The sequence below is a fragment of the Streptomyces sp. NPDC085931 genome, assembly GCF_044540565.1.
Lineage (GTDB): Bacteria > Actinomycetota > Actinomycetes > Streptomycetales > Streptomycetaceae > Streptomyces.
Window position 1 is genome coordinate 11,994 of the sequence record NZ_JBITSK010000019.1, and the last position, 18,137, is coordinate 30,130.

The window sequence follows — 18,137 nt, forward strand, 5'->3', positions numbered from 1 at the left end:
CGGGGGGGGGGGGGGGGGGGGGGGGGGCGGCGCCGGCGGGGGGGGGGGGCGCGCGGGCGCCCCCCCCCCCCCCCCCCCCCCCCCCCCCCCCCCCCCCCGGCCGGGGCGGCCGAGGGTGGTGTGTGGTTCACCCGTGTCCAGGTGAACAGGGGCAAGCCGAAAGTGATTGGTGTGTCGAACGGGGATCGGCCTGATGCACTTGCTGGAGCCGTGGCGGGGCACCCCCCACTGTGACGGCGAACGCTGGCGCCTGATCACCTGGACCGATGAAACAGGCCTCGCTCCTGCCCGGCGCCGCGCCGCACAGCGTGGGGCGCGGCAAGTGGCTGTTTACGATCCCCGGTTCTGCATAGCCTCGGGACCTATGCTGGCCGGGTGTCCGACGGCGCTGGGCAAGCCGGCGAGCGGGTCTGTGACGGCTGCGGTGAACGGATGAAGCCGGGAACATGGCCGGATGCCTTGTACTGCTCGGCTGCGTGTCGTGCCGCTAACCGACGGCATCCGGAAGATCAGCGTCTTCGGTGTCAGCCACCAGTTCACAAAGCTGGATGAAGCACTCGCGCTGAGACAGACGCCCATTGACGCGAACGAAGTACGACCGCTCCGAGCACCTGAACACCTCTCGCCGGACTACCTTCGAGACGCCACGGTCATAGGTGTTCCCCGCTTTTCGAAGCGCGGTCATCGCCGCCTCAAGGCTGCCGTCCAGTTCAGCAAGAGTGCGATAGCTGGATACTTCCCCATCGAGCCGCGAGGCGAGCACTATCCATCGAGTCATAGACGGGCCATCCCCCTCGGTTTACTGGTCAGGACTTGGGATGATCCTGACACTCCAGCAGCGACAAGCGGGACGCATTACGGCTACTACCTCCAGCCGTCCGGACAGGTCGCCCACAAGCCCTACAAGCTCCTCGCCCAGGCCCTCGGGCGCTCCGCCAAGGTCGCCGTCGCCAAGTACGCCTGGAGCGGGCGGGAACGCCTGAGCCTGCTGCGGGTGCGCGACGACGTGATCGTGCTGCACGCCATGCGCTGGCCCGACGAGATCCGTGACCCCGGCGAACTGCTGCCGCCGCCGGTGGAACTGTCCGACGAGGAGATCGAGGGCGCCCTGGCGCTGATGGACAGCATGACCCGCGAGGACCTCGAAGGCGCAGAGTTCCAGGACACCTACACCGAGGCCCTGGAGCAGATCATCGAGGCCAAGCGGGAGCACCGTGAGCCGCCGGCTCTGCCGGAGCCGGAGGGGGAGCCGGGCCAGATCGTCGACCTCATGGCCGCCCTGACCCAGTCCGTGCAGAAGGCGCGGGCGGACCGCGGCGAGGACGCCGACGTCCACGACATGCCGAAGAAGACGACGGCGAAGAAGCAGCCGGTCAAGAAGTCCGCAGCAAAGAAGACATCAGGGCGAAAACCGCGCAAGAGTGCGTGAACTCGATCGCCCCCGGGTCGTCCGGCCCGGCGAGCCCGGTGCGCCAACTGTGGGAGAAGCCCGGCTGGGCCGCGCGGAATGATCGCCCCCGCAGTGCTACGCGTCAGGCTCCTGACGCAGGTCCAGGAAGCAGCGCAGCCGGACACCGGGCTCGCCGGGTGCCCGGGTCGTATGGTCCGCTGGCGCGATGGCGCATCGCGCGCCGAGCAGCTCTTGGACGGCAAAGGCTGTGTCGTCATCGGCGGCCGCGACCTCCACGACCGCCAGGCCCGGCACTGCCACATGTGACTCGTTGATCTGCTTCATGCCTGGCACTACACCTGGGCGCCCCCGCAGGTTCTCCCGAGAGGGGGTCTTCACCCAACCGGGTACGCCGCCCTGCCCGGCAAGAGGGGCGCGTTGACGAAGCGCCCGCCCGGGCCCACCGCTCCATCACCGATGCCATGCGCTGACGCCGAGGACGCCTGTCGATCGCCTGGGCTCAGGTGTCCAGCTCGGCCCGGATCTGGGGCAGCACCTTGGTGCCCAGGAGTTCGATGGCGTGCAGAAAATGGCGGTGGGGCATGCCGCCGATGTCCATCTGGAGGATTTGGCGGGTGTGACCTAGCAGGCTGTGGAGGTTCAGGATGCGGTCGGCGATTTCGTTGGGGCTGCCGACGAAGACCATGCCGTTGGGGCCGAAGGCGGCGGCGCGGTCGGTGCGCGGGGGTGCGGGACGGCCGAGTTCGGCCATGCCCTCGGCCATCATGCGGTGTTCGTACTCCAGGTAAGTGGCGCGGGCGTCGTCGCCGGTGTCGGCGACGAACCCGTGGACGGCGACGGCAATGTTGGCCTGGTCAGCGGGGTGTCCGGCCTGGTCCCAGACGGCGCGGTACGCCCGGCCGTACTGGGCCCAGTGTTCGGGCGTGCCGCCGAGGATGCCGAGGAACATCGGCAGGCCGAGTTCGACCGCACGGTAGACGGAGTCGGGGCTCCCGCCGGTGCCCAGCCAGATCTTCAACGGCTGTTCGGGGCGCGGAAAGACAGTCGCGTTCTGCAGGGGGCGCTTGCGGTGGGGGCCGTCGAAGGTGACGTTCTCGCCGGCGTTGACGGCCATCAGCAGTTCGAGTTTGGAGACGTAGAGCATGTCGTAGTCGCGCTCGTCGTAATCGAACAGCGGGAAGGTGATGGTCGAGGACCCTCGTCCGGCGATCGCCTCAACACGTCCCGGTGCGATCGCAGCGGCGGTGGAGAGCTGCTGGAAGACGCGGATCGGGTCGTCGGTCGACAGGACGCTGACCGCGGTGCTGAGCTTGATCCGGCTCGTGGACGCTGCGGCGGCGTTGACGACGGAGGTGGGCGACGACAGCGGCATCGCGCGCATGTGATGCTCCCCGACACCAAAGAAGTCCAGTCCGACCTCGTCGGCGAGCTTGATAGCCTCCAGCACGTCCCTGATGGCCTGAGCGGTCGGGCCGCGGCGGCCACCGGGTATGCGGGGGGTGTTACCGAAGGAGTAGACGCCGAGTTCGAAGGTCATGGCCGGGTCCTGCGCTTTCGTTGCTGATGAAGGGGGCCGCCGGGGATGCGCGGCTCGGCGCGTCCCCGGCGGGTGGGTCAGGGGGTGTAGGGGCGGACGGTGGGGGCCCAGCCGTCGGCGACGAATTTGTGCCCCCACGCTTCCGAGGTGGAAGGGCTGGTCTGTACGAAATCGTCAGGCAGAAGTTCGCCGCCAGCACCGAACTCGATGTCGAAGCCGGTGGGCGAGCGCATGTAGAAGGAGATGAGGGTGTCGGACATGTGCCGGCCCAAGGTGACGGTGACGTCGATGTCGTCGCGTTCCTGCACCAGGTCCCAGGCGCGGCCGACGTCGTCGAGGTGGGTGGACTCGATCTCGATGTGCTGCACGCCGCGCATGCCGGGGACGCCGACATAACCGAGGGCGTGGGTGCGTGGGTTGCAGCGGTAGAACTGCGGACCCGCGATGCTGCCGTCGGGGGTGGCGGAGGTCCAGCCACCGAACAGCTCCAGGCCGAGCACGCCGGTGGCGAACTCCTCCAGCTCCGGGGTGATCTCGGGGACGACGAAGACGAGGTGACCGACGCCGTCGGTGCCGGCGACGAACTTCCCGGCCATCGGCTTGCCGGGCAGGAACGACCCGGCGGTGAACACGGGCCCGTAGAAGATCTCGTGTGGGAAGCCGAATGGGTCCTCGAACTTCGCGACGCCCTGCACCTGACGCTCGGCGCACTCGGCGCGGCCGCCGACTCGGGGCTTGTAGCCCTTGTCCGTAAGTTCGGTGACGGCCTCGTCGAAGGTGGCCTTGCCCGCCAGTTCCCAGCCCACGTACGACAGGCGTTCCTCCGTGCCGGGGTGTATGGACAGGCGGCGGTGGCGGTCGTCCATTCGCAGGTGCACCGCGCCGTCGGCGCCGCGCTCGCCGACCTGCAGCCCCAGGACCTCGGGCCCGAAGGTCAGCCATTTCTCGTAGCGGGGGGATTCGAAGCCGAGGTAGCCCAGCGCGTGGATCTTCACGTCATCTCTCCTAGCGGCAGCAGTGTGTGGGGATCGGACTGCGTTCGAGGTCAGAAGCTGTACGGGCCGAAGCGGCCCCAGGCCACGAGGGCGGCCAGGACGAGCAGGACGGTGTTGAAGGCGATCGCCGGGGTTTCCTTGCGGCGGGCGTGGGTGATCGCGGCCAGCAGCATGACGACGGCGAGTCCGGTGGCGGCCAGCGGGGTCAGGACGGGGGCTATGCCGGTGGCGGCGGGCAGGATCAGGCCGAGGGCGGCGGCGAGCTCGACGATGCCGATGAGGCGGACGGTGGCCGGGGAGAAGTCGGCCACCCACGGCAGCTTCTCGGCGAGTTTCGCCTTGGGCTGGGTCGACTTCATCACGCCGGCCATCGCGAACATGGCGGCGAGTACGGCCTGCACGATCCACAGGAAGACGTTCACAGGGCGGGGATCCTTCGGGGAGGCGAGGGGATGGTCATTGAGAGGGCGGAGGAGGCGTTGCGGGCCTCCTCCGCCGGTGTTGCGGGCTGGTTGGTCAGACCCAGGTCTTGAGGGTGGTGGCCAGCGGTTCGGTCGGGCGGCCGATGAGCCGGGACAGGTCACCGGGGGTGGGGGCCATGGCGCCGTCGCGCATGTTGGCGTTGAGCGTGACCAGGAAGCCGGCGGTGGCCTCGTCGAGGCCGACGGCCAGGAGCTGCTCGCGCTCCTGCTCGGAGGTGAGCGCCTGGTAGGTGACCGGGGTGCCGAGGACCTCGGCCGCGGTGTGGGCGAACTCCTCGAACGACCAGGCCACGTCACCGGACAGTTCGTAGGCCTTGCCCTCGTGGCCAGGGGTGGAGAGGACGACGGCGGCGGCTTCGGCGTAGTCCTTGCGCGGGGCGGTGGCGATACGGCCGTCGCCGATGCTGTTGGCGATGACGCCGCGCTCGCGGGCACCGGCGAAGTCCTGCAGGTGGTTCTCGGTGTACCAGCCGTTGCGCAGGAACGTGGCGGGGATGCCGGAGGCGGTGACGAGGTCCTCGGTGGCCTTGTGGTCGGCGGCCAGCTGAAGGATCGTCGTCGGCGCCTGGAGGCCCGAGGTGTAGATCAGGTGCGGCACGCCGGCCCGGCGGGCGGCCTCGATGGCTTGGCCGTGCTGGGCGACGCGGTTGCCGAGGTCGCCGAAGGAGACCAGGAGCAGCTTGTCGGCGCCGTCCAGCGTCTTGGCGGTGCCAGCGACGTCGTCCAGGTCGACGACGGCCGTGCGCAGGCCGCGGTCGGCCAGTTCGGCGAGGCGGTCGGCGTTGCGGCCGAGCGCGAGGATGTTGCCGGCGGGGACGCCGCGGTTGAGAAGGGCATCGATGGTGAGGGCGCCGAGCTTGCCGGTGGCGCCGATGATCGCGAGGGTCACGGGGTTTCTCTTCCGTCGTGGGGAGTTAGTTGCTGATGGCGGGGGCGCGGCCGATGTAGGTGGCGTCGTCGACCTGGGCGGCGGTGAACGCGGCGATGTCGGCGCGGCTGACGGCAAAGCCGAGCTTGTCCGTGCCGAAGAACCCGGTGCGCACCCTGGGCTGCTTGGGGGTGTCCTTCGGGGCGATGAAGCGCACGATGGTCCAGTCCAGGCCCGAGGCCATGATCTGGCGGCTCATGCCGGTGATCTCCTCGTAGGCACGCGGCATGAAGGTGCGCGGCATGAAGGCGATCAACCGGGTGACCGGAGTGGGCTTCTCCTGCGGATCCAGGATCGCGGGGGTGGCGTGGCCGATGTAGCGGCGCACGTTGTGGCGCTTCATGGCGGCGAGGATGTGGCCGGTGCCGGCGACGAGCGGCAGGCCGGTGACCTTGCGGTCCATGCTCGGCCCCAGCGCGCTGACGACGGCGTCCGCGCCGGCGACGGCCGAGTCGATGGCGTCCGCGTCGGACATCTCGCCGATCACGACGTGGACGCGGTCGCCCCAGGCGGCGGGGATCTTCTGCGGGTTGCGGGCGTAGGCGGTGACCTGGTGGCCGCGCTGGAGGAGCTCGGTGACGGTCAGGGAGCCGATCGCGCCGGTGGCACCGAAGACGGTGACGTTCATGCGATTTCGTTCCTTCGAAGGGGGCAGCGGGTGAGCGGCGGTGGCGGCCTGTCGGCGCGTCCGTGTTTGGGGGCGCCCGGCGCGGGACGGCGTGGTGGTCAGGCGCAGGTGACGGTGATCTTGCCGAGGGTCCCGTTCCGGAAGGCGTCGAACGCCTCCGGCGCCTGCTCCAGCGGGAACGTCGCGTTGACCGGGACGCGCAGCGCGCCGGTGGCGGCCTGGTCCGCCAGCGTCATGAGCGTCTGGGGGTTGGGGTCGGCCATGATCGAGTGGACGGTGACGTCGATGCCTTCGACGGCGTCCTGGGTCAGGCCGAGGGTGGAGGCAAGCCGTCCCCCGGGCCGCAGCAGTCCGGCGAGCGTGGCGCCATCTCCCGCCAGGTGCAGCACCGAGTCCACACCGCCGGGGGCGAGGGCGCGGACCTGGGCGACCAGGTCGCCGGTGAAGTCCACGACCGCGACGTCCGCGTCGGTCAGGCCGGTGACGAAGTCGGCCTCCTCGCCGGGGCGGGCGGTGGCGATCACGCGGGCGCCGCGGGCGGCGGCCAGCTGTACGGCCAGCGCGCCCACGCCGCCGGTGGCGCCGGAGACCAGCACCGTCTCGCCCTTCTCCGGGGCGACGGCATCCACACTGTTCAGGGCCGCGGTGCCGGCCAGACCGAGGGCGCCGGCGTCCTTGACGTCCAGACCGTCGGGGATGCGGGCGAGACCGTAGGCGGCGTTGACGGTGACGTACTCGGCCAGCGCTCCGCCGCCGAGGTACGGCTTCATCGCCACGCCGAAGACCGCGTCCCCAGGCGCGAAGCCCTCCACGCCCTCACCGAGCGCCTCGACGGTGCCGGCGAAGTCCATGCCCACCACGAGCGGGAACCGGTGCTCCATCATGCCCTGCAGGCGGCCGGACGTGACCGACAGGTCGAAGCCGTTGACCGACGACACGGCGACCCGGACCAGCAGTTCACCGGCCTCCGGGCGGGGGGTGTCCGTCTCGGCCACCGTGGGAGCAGACGGAACCTCGTTCAGCGTGACTGCACGCATCGCACTAACCTCTCATCAAATGGAACGGCCTTCCCAGTTCCACGTACGCCAAGCGTAACAACACAAGTGGGCCTCCTGTTCCACTTCGGTAGGATGAATGCATGACTTCTTCCGCAGCCTCCGACGCGACCCCGGATCAGCGGCCCGGAACGGGGCTGCGCGTCGACGCCGAGCGCAACCGCGACCGCATCCTCGCCGCCGCCCGCCGCCTCTACGCGCGCGAGGGCCTCGGCGTTTCCATGGCCTCCGTCGCCCGCGAGGCCGGTGTCGGCAAGGCCACCCTCTCCCGCCGCTTCGCCACCCGGGAGGAACTGATCAACGCGGTCTTCGCCGACCGGATGGACGCCTACGCGTCAGCCGTCACCGTCGCCCTCGACGACCCCGACCCCTGGCACGGCTTCACCGGCTACCTCCACGCCATCTGCGCCATGCAGGCCGCCGACCGCGGCTTCGCCGACGTCCTGACCATGACCTTCCCTGCCGCCAAGGCCCTGGAAGCCCGCCGCGCCGAGGCGTACAACGGCGTGCTGGAACTCATCTCCCGCGCCAAGGAGACGGGACACCTGCGCGAGGACGTCACCGACCGGGACCTGCCCATCCTGCTCATGGCCAACGCCGGCGTCGTCGGCGCCGCGGGCGACGCCGCCCCCGACGCCTGGCGCCGTCTGGTCGCCCACATGATCCGCTCCTACGCCGCCCCCGGCGCCCCGCTACCGCCGCTGCCGGACGCGCCGACCCCCAGCGCCCTCTACCGCGCCATGGTCCGCCTCGGCCGAACCGACTGACACGAAGGGGCCAGCGCCCGCCGACGCCGCTTCGGTCCGGCTGCACCCATGCGTCAGGGGCACCCGACAGCCCGAAGGAACATCTCAGCGAAGATCTCGACCGTTTCCTCCGTGGTGGGCAGGTCGGCGCCACCCGGATGCTCGGCGACGGGGCGCAGGAGGAGGTGGAACACCAGGGGACCGATCATCTGCTGGAGCAGGGGCACCACCGGCAGGTCACGGATGCGTCCGGCCTCGATCTCGCTGGTCAGCCAACGTCCGACACCGTCCAGCATGCGAGGGAAGTAGCGCTCGTGCAGCGCCTGGACGAGCGGGTCGCCGGGACGGGCAAGAGCGTCGGCGAGCATGGCCGGCAGCACCCGCGGTTCACGCTCAAGGGCGTCGGCCGTGAGGCGGTAGACGGTGCGGACGGTCTCGGGCAGATCCGCTTGCGGGCCGGCGAGCATGGTCTCGATGTCCAGCACAGGGCTGTAGCGCTCATACACGGCGAACAGCAGTTCGTTACGGCCGCCGAAGACGGCGTACAGGCTGGGCACGGAGCACTGAGCCTCGGCGGCGACCCGTTCCAGCGTGGCGGCGGCGAGACCGTACGCGCTGATGAGCGTCGCCGCCGCCTCCACCGCCCGCTCACGGACCGGCCGCTGCCCGCCCGGGTCCACACCGGCGGCCCGCACCGCCTCGTCCAGCGCCTGACGGGTGCCCCCCAGGCGCCGCAGCAAGGTGCTCCGGGAGATACCGGCCTCCGTCGCCACCACACTCACGGGGATGTCGGCGACGGGAACGCCTCGCTCCTCGGAGGCACGCAGCGCCGCGCGCACCACGTCGTCCAGGCCGGGCCCGGACCGAGAATCAGCATTTGACACAGGAATAACAGTACCCTGTAATCAAGTTTCACGCAGTGACACGGTACGCCGCGCCGACGCGCTGCCACCGCACTTCCCGTTCTGGCCCGCCCCGCCCGCTTCCCAGCGGCGAGTGAGCACGGCCGAAGGAGATCACGAACCACATGTCCGAACCTCTCACCCCCGCGCCCAGGGCCGCCGGCCGACAGCCCAGCGACACGCGCAAGCTCGTCGCCGTCCTGCTGGGACTGACCGCCTTGGTCACCCTGATGCTGTGCGCCTTCGCCCTGCCCAGCGTCAACAGCGGCCCGCACCAGATGCCGGTCGGCGTCACCGGCCCACGTGCCACCGCCCAGGAACTCGAGCACAAGCTGGACGGCTCCGAGTGGGACGTCACCTTCTACGACAACACCGACGCCCTCACCTCGGCCATCAAGGAGCGGGACATCACCGGCGGCATCGCAATGGCCGCAGGTCAGGTCGACGTCTACACCGCCACCGCCGGCTCCCCCATGGGCAGCAGCGCCCTGACCACCCTGGGCAACACCCTCGCCGCACAGCAGAACACCAAGGCCACCGTCCACGACCTGGTGTCCTTCCCCGACGACGACCCGCGAGGCGCCGGACTCGCCGCCGCCGCACTCCCGCTGATCTTCGGCGGCATGGTCCCCGCCGCCCTGCTCAGCCGCATCTTCCCCGGCCACGCCGGACTGCGCACCCGCCTCGCCGGCGCCGTACTGTTCTCGCTCCTCGCCGGCGCCGCCGTCACCGCGTTCCTGCAATACGGCACCAGGTCGCTCAGCGGCACCTACTGGCTCACCGCCCTCGGCGTCAGCCTCAACATGGCCGCCCTGTCCATGACTTTCATCGGACTCGAAGCCCTCATAGGCATTCCCGGCCTGGGGATCGGCGCCGTCGTCATGATGTTCATCGGCAATCCCCTGTCCGGGCTGAGTACCGGCCCGCACTGGCTGCCCGACGGCTGGTCCACCCTCGGCCAGCTCCTGCCACCCGGCGCCTCCGGCAGCCTCCTGCGCGCCAACGCCTACTTCGACGGAACCGGCGCCATGACCCCGGCCCTCGCCCTCACCACCTGGGTCGCCTTCGGACTCCTCCTCAACTTCACCGCCGACCGACGTGGCCCCAGGACAGCCGGCCAGGACACCTCGCCAGCACAGGCACAGCCCGTCGCGAGCTGACCGCATACGACAGGGCGTCACCTGCGCCCGCTCGGTCAGGTAGGGGCCGGGCACGTTTTCGACTTTCCGCTCACCGACAACCAGATCCAGGCCGCCACCGATTCCCCGGAGAACTGCTCGACTACCCATGTCTGAGCCGGCGTTACGGCGGAGGGGTGGGTGGCAGCGGACGGCAGTCGTGTATGAAACGGGCGCGATGCCAGCGCTGGTCGAGGGCGGCATCGGCAGCACGCATTGAGCCGGGCACGCACTGAACCATGCGGGGTACGGTTGCCCCGACCGGGCCCCTCCCGCTCACGGGCCGCCGTGGAGTGACTCGTCATCCAGCGAGGCTATTTTGCGGAGGATGTCGATGGCCTGCTGACGCTCCGTATAGGTCAGCGCATCGAGGAGTTGCTCGTTGATGTTCTTGGCCGGGCCGATGAGGGAGTCGAGTAGTTCGGCTCCCTGAACGGTGAGGCTCAGCAGGGTGCGTCGGCGGTCCTCCTCGTCGCGTACCTGATTGACGTAGTGCTGGTCGGTCAGCCGACGGACGATGTGGTTGACCGTCGAGCGGTCCAGTGAGGTGAAGCGCGCCAGGGTGCGCTGGTCGATGCCGGGGTCACGGCTGAGGGCGTTGAGGACGGCGAATTGCTGGGAGGTGATCTCCCTGGACACGTGTCGGTACCACAGGGCGGTGTGCACCTGTTCCGCGCGCCGGATCAGGTGCCCGACGTAGTTCTGCAGTTCCAGTGCTTGCGCCACAGTGCTCCGTCCGTCTGCCGCCGAGGTGGTACCGGCCGCAGCATGGCCGGTACGGGGAGTGTACGAGCGGACACCACCTGACGGCGGCCGCGGTCAGCGGCCGCGATGGCCGGGGCGCTGGTCGTAGGGGAGGGCACAGGAGCCGTCTACACCGACCTCCAGACGACCGATCTTCTCGATGTCCAGGATTACGCGGTCTCCGTGGCTGAGCGGTCCCACTCCGGCCGGGGTGCCGGTCGCGATCACGTCGCCCGGGTACAGGGTCATGACGGAGGAGGTGTACGCGATCAGCTCGCGGACGCCGAAAATGAGGTCCGCGGTGTTGGTGCGCTGCCGGGTGGTGCCGCCGACGTCGCAGCGCAGATCGAGCGTGTCCGGATCCGGGATCTCGTCGGCGGTCACGATCCAGGGGCCGAGCGGCGTGAAGGTGTCAAAGGACTTGCGGGTGGAGCGGTCCTCGCCGGAGCGGACGGTGATGTCCAGGACACAGGTGTAACCGAACACGTAGTCCAAGGCGTCGTCTGAGCTGACGTGCGATGCGGTGTGGCCGACGACGACGCCCAGTTCGCCTTCCTGATCGGTGCGCTTGTCGGAGTAGGGAAGGAGGATGTCCTCGCCCGGACCGATGACGGAGGAGTTCGCCTTGAGGAAGACGCCGAGGTCCGCGACCGAGGTGGTGTACTCCATCTCGGCCTTGTGGTCCAGATAGTTGACCGGCGCGCCGATGATCTTTCCGGGGCGGGGCAGCGGGGCCTGCAGGGCGGCCTCGGCCAGCGGGATCCGGGGCCGGCCGGTGAGGTCGAAGCGGACGGCACCCTCCTCGGCGACCGTCTCAATGTGACGTTGGAGTGCACCGGCGGGGCCGGCGGTGTCGGCTCCGCCGACCTGGTCGGTCACGTCGATGAGGTCGTCGCCGTCGACGAGTCCGAGGCGTCCCTTGTTGAACAGTGCCAGACGCATGCTGGCCTCCTTGTGCGTGTCGGGTGGGCGGATCAGGCGCCAGGGTCGGCGTCTTCGGTGCGGTAGAGGCCGAGGGAGCGCATGACCGGCTCGTCGCTGTAAGAGAACAGGACGGCGTCCCCGGAGGCCGAGGTGTTGACGTGGCGGTAGGAGGTCCAGCCGGGGACGGCGAAGGTGTCGTGCTCGGACCACTCCAGTCGCTCGCCGTCGACGATCGTGGCGCCCTCGCCGCGGACGACGTTGAAGATGGTTGAGGCCATGTGGCGGCGGCCGGCTCCCTCGAAGCCGGGGCGCAGCCGCTGGACGCGGCAGCCGATGGTGGGCATGACCGGTCCGCCGGTCCAGGGGTTGGTGTACTCCAGGACGATGCCGTCGACGTCGCTGCCGTCAGCGGTGTCGGCGATGGCGTCCAGGGCGCGCTCGGTCTCTCGCCAGGTGTAACGGGTGACAGGGGAGTTGGGCCCACTCTGGGTGAGCCAGGTGGGGGTGAGGCGGCCGTGCAGGAATTGGCGGCTGCCCGCGTCGTCGGGCTTGGTGACGGGCTGGAGGCGCTGGGGGTACTTCTCGTAGAAGCCGGCCTCCAGGGCGTTGACCAGGGGGTAGTCGAGGGCGTCGAGCCAGATCATCGGCGCGTCGCCCTCGTGGGTATGGTCGTGCCAGTGCCAGCCGGGGGTGAGGAGCAGGTCGCCGGGGGTCATGAAGACTCGCTCGCCGTTGACCGTGGTCCAGGCACCGTCGCCTTCCAGGATGAAGCGGAAGGCGTTGGCGGTGTGCCGGTGCGCCTGAGCCGTCTCACCGGGCAGGATGATCTGCAGACCCGCGTAGAGGGTGTTGACCGTGGCCGGCGGATCGGCGAGGCCGGGGTTGACGAGCATGAGGACCCGTCGTTCTGCCTCCTCCAGGGACAGGGTCTTGGAGAAGTGCAGGAGGTGGGGACGGAGTTCGCTCCAGCTCCAGCGGTAGGGGACGGCGCGGCTCTTGGGCTGGGCGGGGAACAGGTTGCCGTAGAAGCGCCACAGAGGAGCGGCGCCCAGGCCCTCCAGGGCCTTGTAGGCGAGTTCGTCGGTTGTCATGGTGTCCTCCTTGGCGAAGCGGGTCACAGGGCGGGAACAGGGGCGGGGTCGGGGGTCCAGACCCACGAGATGTCATCGAACGCCTCGGGGCCGCGTGACGAGAGGAGCATGTTGCGCAGGGTGGCTCCCATGCCTTCCAGGTGGCATATCTCGCCGAAGCGGCGGGCGTTGATCTGGATACGGGCCGCCCGTTCCCGGCGCCGGTCCGCGTACGCGGCGAAGGCGGCGACGGGGTCGGTGTGCTGGCCGAGGGCCTGGCCGAGCGCCACGGCGTCCTCCAGTGCCTGGCAGGCGCCCTGGGCGAGGTACTGGAGCATGGGGTGGGCGGCGTCTCCGAGGAGGGCGATCCGGCCGTGCACCCAGCTGGTGATCGGGGCGCGGTCGTACAGCGGCCAGCGACGGTCGCGGGAGACGAGCGGCAGCGCGTCGCGCACGGCCTCGCAGGCGCCTGCGAAGCGCTCCTCCAGCTCGGCCTCGGTCCCCCAGGCTTCGGAGTCCGGTGTGTAGTGGTCGCTCTCGAACACGGCGACCTGGTTGTACAACTCGCCGCGGCGTACGGGGTACTGCACCAGGTGCATGCGCGGCCCCGCCCACACCATGACCGCTTCCGAGGCGGCGTGCTGGGACATCCGGCCGGTCATCCTCTCGGTGGGCAGGGCGCCGCGGAAGGCGACGTAGCGAGAGCAGACCGGTTCACCGTCGCCGACCAGCGCCTGGCGCAGCCGGGAGTGCAGTCCGTCCGCGGCGACGACCGCGTCGGCGGTCAAGCGAACGTGGCGCTCCGCGAAGTGCAGGTGGACCCCGGAGCCGTCCTGCTCGGCCTCGGTGACGGTGTGTCCGGTGCGCAGTGTGACGGCGGGGTGCTCCTGGCAGGCGGCCAGCAGTGCAGCGTGCAGGTCCGTGCGGTGGGTGACCAGGTACGGGTGGGCGAAGCGGTCGGTGTAGGCCGGGCTGCGCAGGTCGAGGGAGGTGACCTCCTCCCCGGTGAGAGCGTCCATCATGACCAGCCGGGGCGGGGCCACCGCAGACGTCCGCACGGCCGGCAGTACGCCGAGTTCCTCCAGGGCGAGGGATGCGTTGGGGGCGAGCTGCAAACCGGCTCCGATCTCGCCGAAGCGGGCGGCTCGTTCCACGAGTGTCACGCGGTGGCCGGCGCGGGCAGTTGCCAGCGCGGCGGCCAGTCCGCCGATGCCGCCTCCGACTACGGCGATGTGGAGCGGAAAGGTGGTGACGGGCATCTGGCCTCCAAAAGTCGGCTCGGGAGGGCACCGGGAGCGGAGACGGTCGGGCCCGGCCTCCGATGATCCGTACACCAATCGTTGGTGTACGGATCATATTGTGAGGGTGTCTCCTCCGTGTCAATGGTTCGGTGCTAAAGCGTTTTCGGCAGCCGGTCAGCAAGCAGCGGAGACGCTGTCCAGTCGCAGGGCGGTGCCGGTGCGGGCGATGATGTCCTCGACGGTGACGCCGGGGGCGGTTTCGACCAGGGCGAGGCCGCCGGGGGTGACGTCGAGGACGCCGAGGTCGGTGATGACCCTGTGCACGCACGCCTCGCCGGTGAGGGGGAGGGTGCACTCGTCGAGGACCTTGGGACTGCCGTCCTTGGCGGTGTGCTCCATCAGCACGATGACGCGGCGGGCGCCGTGTACCAGGTCCATGGCGCCGCCCATGCCCTTGACCATCTTGCCGGGGATCATCCAGTTGGCCAGGTCGCCGCGGGCGGACACCTGCAGGGCGCCGAGGACGGCCGTGTCGATGTGCCCGCCGCGGATCATGCCGAAGGAGAGCGCCGAGTCGAAGAAGGCGGCGCCCGGCAGCACGGTGACGGTCTCCTTGCCGGCGTTGATCAGGTCGGGGTCGACCTGCCCCTCAGTGGGGTAGGGCCCGGTGCCCAGGATCCCGTTCTCGGAGTGCAGCACCACGTGGACGCCGGGCGGGAGATGGCCGGGTATCCGGGTGGGCAAGCCGATGCCCAGGTTGACGTACGAGCCGTCGGTGAGTTCGGCCGCGGCGCGAGCGGCCATCTGGTCTCGGGTCCAGCTCATGGACGTACGGTCCTCTTCTCGATGGGCTTGTCGGCGGCCTGTCCGGCGGTGAGTACGACGACTCGCTGCACGTAGACGCCGGGCAGGTGGATCTCCTCGGGGGCCAGCTCGCCGGGCTCGACGAGTTCCTCGACCTCGGCGACAGTGACGCGACCGGCCATGGCCGCGAGGGGGTTGAAGTTGGCGGCGGCGCGGCGGAAGACCAGGTTGCCGTGCCGGTCGCCGCGCCAGGCCCGGACGAGGGCGAAGTCGGTGGTGATGCCGTGCTCCAGGACGTACGTGCGGCCCCCGAACTCCCGGCTTTCCTTGGCCGGAGAGGCGACGGCCACCTGCCCCCCGCCGGGCGCGTACCGCCAGGGCAGTCCACCCTGCGCCACCTGGGTGCCGACGCCGGCCCGGGTGTAGAAGGCGGGGATGCCGGCCCCGCCGGCGCGCAGCCGTTCGGCGAGGGTGCCCTGCGGGGTCAGCTCCACCTCCAGCTCGCCGCCCAGGTACTGACGAGCGAACTCCTTGTTCTCGCCGACGTAGGAGCCGGTGACGCGGGCGATGCGGCCTGCGGCGAGGAGGACGCCGAGGCCGCGGCCGTCCACGCCGCAATTGTTGGACACGACTTCCAGACCGGTCGTGCCCTGCGCGTACACGGCGTCGATGAGGGCGACGGGAACGCCGCAGAGGCCGAAGCCTCCGACGGCGAGCGAAGCGCTGTCACGTATGTCGGCCACTGCCTCGGCGGCGCTGCCGCGGACCTTGTTCACGTGCTGTGTTCCTTCCGGGAGACGTGCCGGGGATAGGGGGGGCAGGCGAGGGCGCCGGGCAGGACAGCGGACCACCCGCCGTCGACGACGAGGTGGGCGCCGGTGATGTATGCGGCTTCGCCGGAGGTCAGGAACACGGCGGTGTTCACGACGTCGTCCGTGGACCCCACCCGGCCCAGCGGGACGTGGCAGGCGATGCCGCGCATCGGGTGGTCGTCGGCGAGCAGGTTCTCGCGCGAGCCCTCGGTGTCGATCGGTCCGGGACTGAGGCAGTTGACCCGGACACCGTGCGGGGCGCCCTCCGCGGCGAGCTGCCGGGTCAGCGCGATCACCGCCCCTTTGGCGGCCGAGTGCGCGGTGCGCGGGTTGGTGAGGGAGCCGGCCACACCGGCGGTCGAACCCACCGTCAGCACGCAGCCGCGACTGCGGAGCAGGTGCGGCCAGGCCGCCCGGACCGTCAGCCACACCGAGTCCAGCTCTGCACGCACAGTGAACGCGAAGTCCTCGTAGGGCTGCGAGCCGATGGTTCCGAAGCGGACGGCGCCGGCGTTGGCGTAGACGATGTCGACACCACCGAACGCGTCCACCGCCTCCTTGGTCCAGGACCGCACGGAGTCCTCGTCGGTGACATCCAGCGCGCCCGGAGTGAGAATCGTGCCGCCCTCGCGGGCCACCAGGCGCTGGGTCTGCAGTGCCTCCTCGTGCAGCAGGTCGCCGCCGACGACCAGCGCACCCTCGGCGGCGAAGCGCAGGGCCGCAGCCCGGCCCAGTCCTCGGGCGGTGCCGGTGATCAGGGCCACCTTGCCGTCGAGTCGCCTCATCCGCCAGCCTCGGCGGCGAGTAGCGCGTCGGAGACGGACTTGACCCCGCCGTGTGCGGTCAGGCCGCCGTCCACGGGGATCTCCGCACCGGTGATGAACGACGACTCGTCCGACAGCAGGAACACGACTAGCGGTGCCACCTCGTCCACGGTTCCGGTGCGCCCGAGCGGCGTTTCCCGGAGGTTGGCCGCGCGGAACGCGGACGCGGCGGAGGCCGTCATCTCGGTCTCGATGTAGCCGGGGTGGATGGTGTTGACGCGGATACCGCGGGGGCCCAGTTCCAGCGCGGCGGTCTTCGACAGACCCCGCAGTCCCCATTTGCTCGCGGTGTACGCGACTGGGTAGTGGGCGGTGAGCGCGGCTGAGGACCCGACGTTGACGATCGAGGAGCCGGGCGGCATCAGTGGGCTCAGGTGCTGGATGCCCAGCAGCGGACCGGTGACGTTGACCGAGTGCACCCGCTCGAAGTCCTCGGCCCGCACGTCACCGATTCGGGCTCGCCAGGTCACGCCCGCGTTGTTCACCAGGCCGTGTACCTTCCCGTACGTATCCCGCAACTCGGCGGCGAGCTCCGCCCACTCCTTGCTGCTGCTGACGTCCAGGCGGCGGCAGCCGGCGCTGGGCGTCACGTCGGTGGCGATGACCCGGGCGCCCTCGCGAGTGAGGGCCTCGGCCTCGGCGGCGCCCTGACCGCGGGCGGCGCCCGTGACGACGACGACCCTGCCGAGCAGCCGTTTCGGGCGCAGGTCGTCGTTCACGGCCGCTCCCGGCTGCGCCGGCGGCCGGCCGGCAGAGACACGGGTTCGATGCCGGGCACGACGGTGTTCACCAGGGTTCCCAGGCCCTCCACCGTGAGGGCGACGGTGTCGCCCGGTTTCAGCGGCGGCGGCGTCTGCTCGCCGCGCCGGCCCCACAGTTCGGCGAGACAGCCGCCGTTGCCGCAGGTGCCCGACCCGAGGACGTCACCGGGTACGACGCGGGTGCCGCGCGAGGCGTAGGCGATCATCTCCTCGAAGGTCCAGCTCATGTTGGACAGCAGGTCCTCGCCGACCTTCTCGCCGTTGACCTCGGCGGTCAACGCCAGGCGCAGGAAGCCGTCGGCGTCCCGGTAGCGCTCCAGCTCGTCGGCGGTAACCAGGTACGGGCCGAGGGTGGTGGCAGTGTCCTTGCCCTTGCAGGGGCCAAGGCCCACCTTCATCTCGGCGCCCTGGAGGTCGCGGGCGGACCAGTCGTTGAAGACGGTGTAGCCGACGATGTGGTCCCGCGCCTGCTCCGGGGTGAGGTTACGGCCCTCCCGGCCGATGACCGCTCCCACTTCCAGCTCGAAGTCCAGTGCGGCCGAACCGGGCGGTACCGGGATGTCGTCCCGGTGACCGTAGATTGCGTGCGGGTTGGTGAAGTAGAAGGTGGGCGCCGCGTACCACTGCTCGGGGACCCCGGCGACGCCGTCGACCGCGCGGCGTACGCCTTCGACGTGCTCCTCGAAAGTGACGAAGTCCCGTACCGACGCCGGCCGCAGCGGAGGCAGCAGCCGTACGTCGGAAACGTGAGGGCCCGGTGGGACGTCGAGGGCGGCCCGGCCGGCGGCGAGCAGTCCGGGCAGTCCGTCGGCCTGTGCGAGCAGATCGTTGAGCGAGGTGACGCCGGGCAGCGGGTAGAGGGTGCCGTCGTCCTCCACGATGGCCACCTGACGGCGGTGGCGGCGTTCGTAGGCGGCGAAACGCATGGTGCGGCTCCTGGGGAGGATGGTCAGTCGAGGGAAATGCGCATGAGGTCGTGGCCTACGGCGAGGTCCCCGGCCGTCGGCTGCGCGGGCGGAGGCGCGGGCCGCCGCAGCCCGCTGGCGTTCGGAGAGTCGGGCCGGGTGGGCCGGCGCGAGGTGAGTGATGACCACC

At 70.4% G+C, this 18,137-nt stretch carries 20 protein-coding genes; 3 read left to right on the top strand and 17 right to left on the bottom strand.

The annotated features are described in order from the left end of the window. Positions 1-454 precede the first annotated feature (454 nt). The gene (locus ACIGAN_RS31390) at positions 455-1,429 is read left to right on the top strand and encodes a Ku protein (RefSeq protein WP_399862638.1); all 975 of its coding nucleotides are present in this window, start codon (positions 455-457) and stop codon (positions 1,427-1,429) included. Positions 1,430-1,525: 96 nt separating this feature from the next. On the opposite strand, the gene ACIGAN_RS31395 is transcribed toward ACIGAN_RS31390, so the two are convergent. The 7 genes from ACIGAN_RS31395 to ACIGAN_RS31425 all read right to left on the bottom strand — a co-directional run bounded on the left by ACIGAN_RS31395 (position 1,526) and on the right by ACIGAN_RS31425 (position 7,018). Continuing rightward, the gene (locus ACIGAN_RS31395) at positions 1,526-1,735 is read right to left on the bottom strand and encodes a DUF6207 family protein (RefSeq protein ID WP_351367698.1); all 210 of its coding nucleotides are present in this window, start codon (positions 1,733-1,735) and stop codon (positions 1,526-1,528) included. A gap of 175 nt (positions 1,736-1,910) precedes the next feature. Beyond that, complete coding sequence (locus ACIGAN_RS31400; protein WP_399862640.1) at positions 1,911-2,948, bottom strand: LLM class flavin-dependent oxidoreductase; 1,038 nt, start codon at positions 2,946-2,948, stop codon at positions 1,911-1,913. A 77-nt stretch (positions 2,949-3,025) separates the two neighbouring features. Further along, complete coding sequence (locus ACIGAN_RS31405; RefSeq protein ID WP_399862642.1) at positions 3,026-3,943, bottom strand: hypothetical protein; 918 nt, start codon at positions 3,941-3,943, stop codon at positions 3,026-3,028. 50 nt (positions 3,944-3,993) lie between these two features. Then, positions 3,994-4,365, bottom strand: coding sequence for a DoxX family protein (locus tag ACIGAN_RS31410; protein WP_399862644.1), 372 nt, complete (start codon positions 4,363-4,365; stop codon positions 3,994-3,996). A gap of 94 nt (positions 4,366-4,459) precedes the next feature. Then, complete coding sequence (locus tag ACIGAN_RS31415) at positions 4,460-5,314, bottom strand: SDR family oxidoreductase (RefSeq protein WP_399862646.1); 855 nt, start codon at positions 5,312-5,314, stop codon at positions 4,460-4,462. A gap of 25 nt (positions 5,315-5,339) precedes the next feature. Next, positions 5,340-5,981, bottom strand: a complete 642-nt coding sequence (locus tag ACIGAN_RS31420; RefSeq protein WP_399862648.1) for an NAD(P)-dependent oxidoreductase — start codon at positions 5,979-5,981, stop codon at positions 5,340-5,342. 98 nt (positions 5,982-6,079) lie between these two features. After that, positions 6,080-7,018, bottom strand: coding sequence for an NADP-dependent oxidoreductase (locus tag ACIGAN_RS31425; protein ID WP_399862650.1), 939 nt, complete (start codon positions 7,016-7,018; stop codon positions 6,080-6,082). A gap of 101 nt (positions 7,019-7,119) precedes the next feature. On the opposite strand from ACIGAN_RS31425, the gene ACIGAN_RS31430 reads away from it, so the two are divergent. Then, positions 7,120-7,803 (top strand): TetR/AcrR family transcriptional regulator, encoded by a 684-nt coding sequence (locus tag ACIGAN_RS31430; RefSeq protein ID WP_399862652.1) that lies wholly within the window; start codon positions 7,120-7,122, stop codon positions 7,801-7,803. Between the two features lie 53 nt (positions 7,804-7,856). Here the strand turns inward: ACIGAN_RS31430 and ACIGAN_RS31435 are convergent, their stop codons facing one another. Next, positions 7,857-8,666, bottom strand: a complete 810-nt coding sequence (locus ACIGAN_RS31435; RefSeq protein ID WP_399862654.1) for a TetR/AcrR family transcriptional regulator — start codon at positions 8,664-8,666, stop codon at positions 7,857-7,859. Positions 8,667-8,809: 143 nt separating this feature from the next. Here ACIGAN_RS31435 and ACIGAN_RS31440 point away from each other — a divergent pair, with 143 nt between their 5' ends. Continuing rightward, positions 8,810-9,844: a hypothetical protein gene (locus tag ACIGAN_RS31440; RefSeq protein ID WP_399862656.1), complete on the top strand. Its 1,035-nt coding sequence runs from the start codon at positions 8,810-8,812 to the stop codon at positions 9,842-9,844. 294 nt (positions 9,845-10,138) lie between these two features. Here ACIGAN_RS31440 and ACIGAN_RS31445 read toward each other — a convergent pair whose 3' ends face one another. From ACIGAN_RS31445 to ACIGAN_RS31485, 9 genes are all read right to left on the bottom strand, one after another. Beyond that, a complete protein-coding gene (locus ACIGAN_RS31445) occupies positions 10,139-10,588 on the bottom strand; it encodes a MarR family winged helix-turn-helix transcriptional regulator (protein ID WP_399862658.1) in 450 nt (149 codons plus the stop codon). Positions 10,589-10,681: 93 nt separating this feature from the next. Then, positions 10,682-11,548 carry a fumarylacetoacetate hydrolase family protein gene (locus ACIGAN_RS31450; protein WP_399862660.1) on the bottom strand — a complete coding sequence of 289 codons (867 nt, stop codon included), beginning with the start codon at positions 11,546-11,548 and terminating at the stop codon, positions 10,682-10,684. A 32-nt stretch (positions 11,549-11,580) separates the two neighbouring features. Next, positions 11,581-12,621: a cupin domain-containing protein gene (locus ACIGAN_RS31455; RefSeq protein WP_399862662.1), complete on the bottom strand. Its 1,041-nt coding sequence runs from the start codon at positions 12,619-12,621 to the stop codon at positions 11,581-11,583. 23 nt (positions 12,622-12,644) lie between these two features. Further along, positions 12,645-13,859, bottom strand: coding sequence for an FAD-dependent monooxygenase (locus ACIGAN_RS31460; protein WP_399862664.1), 1,215 nt, complete (start codon positions 13,857-13,859; stop codon positions 12,645-12,647). Between the two features lie 156 nt (positions 13,860-14,015). Continuing rightward, positions 14,016-14,666, bottom strand: a complete 651-nt coding sequence (locus ACIGAN_RS31465; RefSeq protein ID WP_399862666.1) for a CoA transferase subunit B — start codon at positions 14,664-14,666, stop codon at positions 14,016-14,018. Then, positions 14,663-15,421, bottom strand: a complete 759-nt coding sequence (locus tag ACIGAN_RS31470) for a CoA transferase subunit A (protein WP_399862668.1) — start codon at positions 15,419-15,421, stop codon at positions 14,663-14,665. Before ACIGAN_RS31470 ends, ACIGAN_RS31465 begins: the two co-directional genes overlap by 4 nt. Beyond that, a complete protein-coding gene (locus ACIGAN_RS31475; RefSeq protein ID WP_399862670.1) occupies positions 15,418-16,242 on the bottom strand; it encodes an SDR family NAD(P)-dependent oxidoreductase in 825 nt (274 codons plus the stop codon). Before ACIGAN_RS31475 ends, ACIGAN_RS31470 begins: the two co-directional genes overlap by 4 nt. Next, positions 16,239-17,000 carry an SDR family NAD(P)-dependent oxidoreductase gene (locus tag ACIGAN_RS31480; protein ID WP_399862672.1) on the bottom strand — a complete coding sequence of 254 codons (762 nt, stop codon included), beginning with the start codon at positions 16,998-17,000 and terminating at the stop codon, positions 16,239-16,241. Before ACIGAN_RS31480 ends, ACIGAN_RS31475 begins: the two co-directional genes overlap by 4 nt. Then, positions 16,997-17,968 carry a fumarylacetoacetate hydrolase family protein gene (locus ACIGAN_RS31485; RefSeq protein ID WP_399862674.1) on the bottom strand — a complete coding sequence of 324 codons (972 nt, stop codon included), beginning with the start codon at positions 17,966-17,968 and terminating at the stop codon, positions 16,997-16,999. Before ACIGAN_RS31485 ends, ACIGAN_RS31480 begins: the two co-directional genes overlap by 4 nt. Positions 17,969-18,137 lie beyond the last annotated feature (169 nt).

Bases quoted from the DNA above. Each gene is read 5' to 3' on its own strand.
- ACIGAN_RS31390 (WP_399862638.1), top strand. From the start codon at position 455: ATGCCTTGTACTGCTCGGCTGCGTGTCGTGCCGCTAACCGACGGCATC.
- ACIGAN_RS31395 (WP_351367698.1), bottom strand. From the start codon at position 1,735: ATGAAGCAGATCAACGAGTCACATGTGGCAGTGCCGGGCCTGGCGGTC.
- ACIGAN_RS31400 (WP_399862640.1), bottom strand. From the start codon at position 2,948: ATGACCTTCGAACTCGGCGTCTACTCCTTCGGTAACACCCCCCGCATA.
- ACIGAN_RS31420 (WP_399862648.1), bottom strand. From the start codon at position 5,981: ATGAACGTCACCGTCTTCGGTGCCACCGGCGCGATCGGCTCCCTGACC.
- ACIGAN_RS31425 (WP_399862650.1), bottom strand. From the start codon at position 7,018: ATGCGTGCAGTCACGCTGAACGAGGTTCCGTCTGCTCCCACGGTGGCC.
- ACIGAN_RS31430 (WP_399862652.1), top strand. From the start codon at position 7,120: ATGACTTCTTCCGCAGCCTCCGACGCGACCCCGGATCAGCGGCCCGGA.
- ACIGAN_RS31440 (WP_399862656.1), top strand. From the start codon at position 8,810: ATGTCCGAACCTCTCACCCCCGCGCCCAGGGCCGCCGGCCGACAGCCC.
- ACIGAN_RS31450 (WP_399862660.1), bottom strand. From the start codon at position 11,548: ATGCGTCTGGCACTGTTCAACAAGGGACGCCTCGGACTCGTCGACGGC.
- ACIGAN_RS31455 (WP_399862662.1), bottom strand. From the start codon at position 12,621: ATGACAACCGACGAACTCGCCTACAAGGCCCTGGAGGGCCTGGGCGCC.
- ACIGAN_RS31460 (WP_399862664.1), bottom strand. From the start codon at position 13,859: ATGCCCGTCACCACCTTTCCGCTCCACATCGCCGTAGTCGGAGGCGGC.
- ACIGAN_RS31465 (WP_399862666.1), bottom strand. From the start codon at position 14,666: ATGAGCTGGACCCGAGACCAGATGGCCGCTCGCGCCGCGGCCGAACTC.
- ACIGAN_RS31475 (WP_399862670.1), bottom strand. From the start codon at position 16,242: ATGAGGCGACTCGACGGCAAGGTGGCCCTGATCACCGGCACCGCCCGA.
- ACIGAN_RS31485 (WP_399862674.1), bottom strand. From the start codon at position 17,968: ATGCGTTTCGCCGCCTACGAACGCCGCCACCGCCGTCAGGTGGCCATC.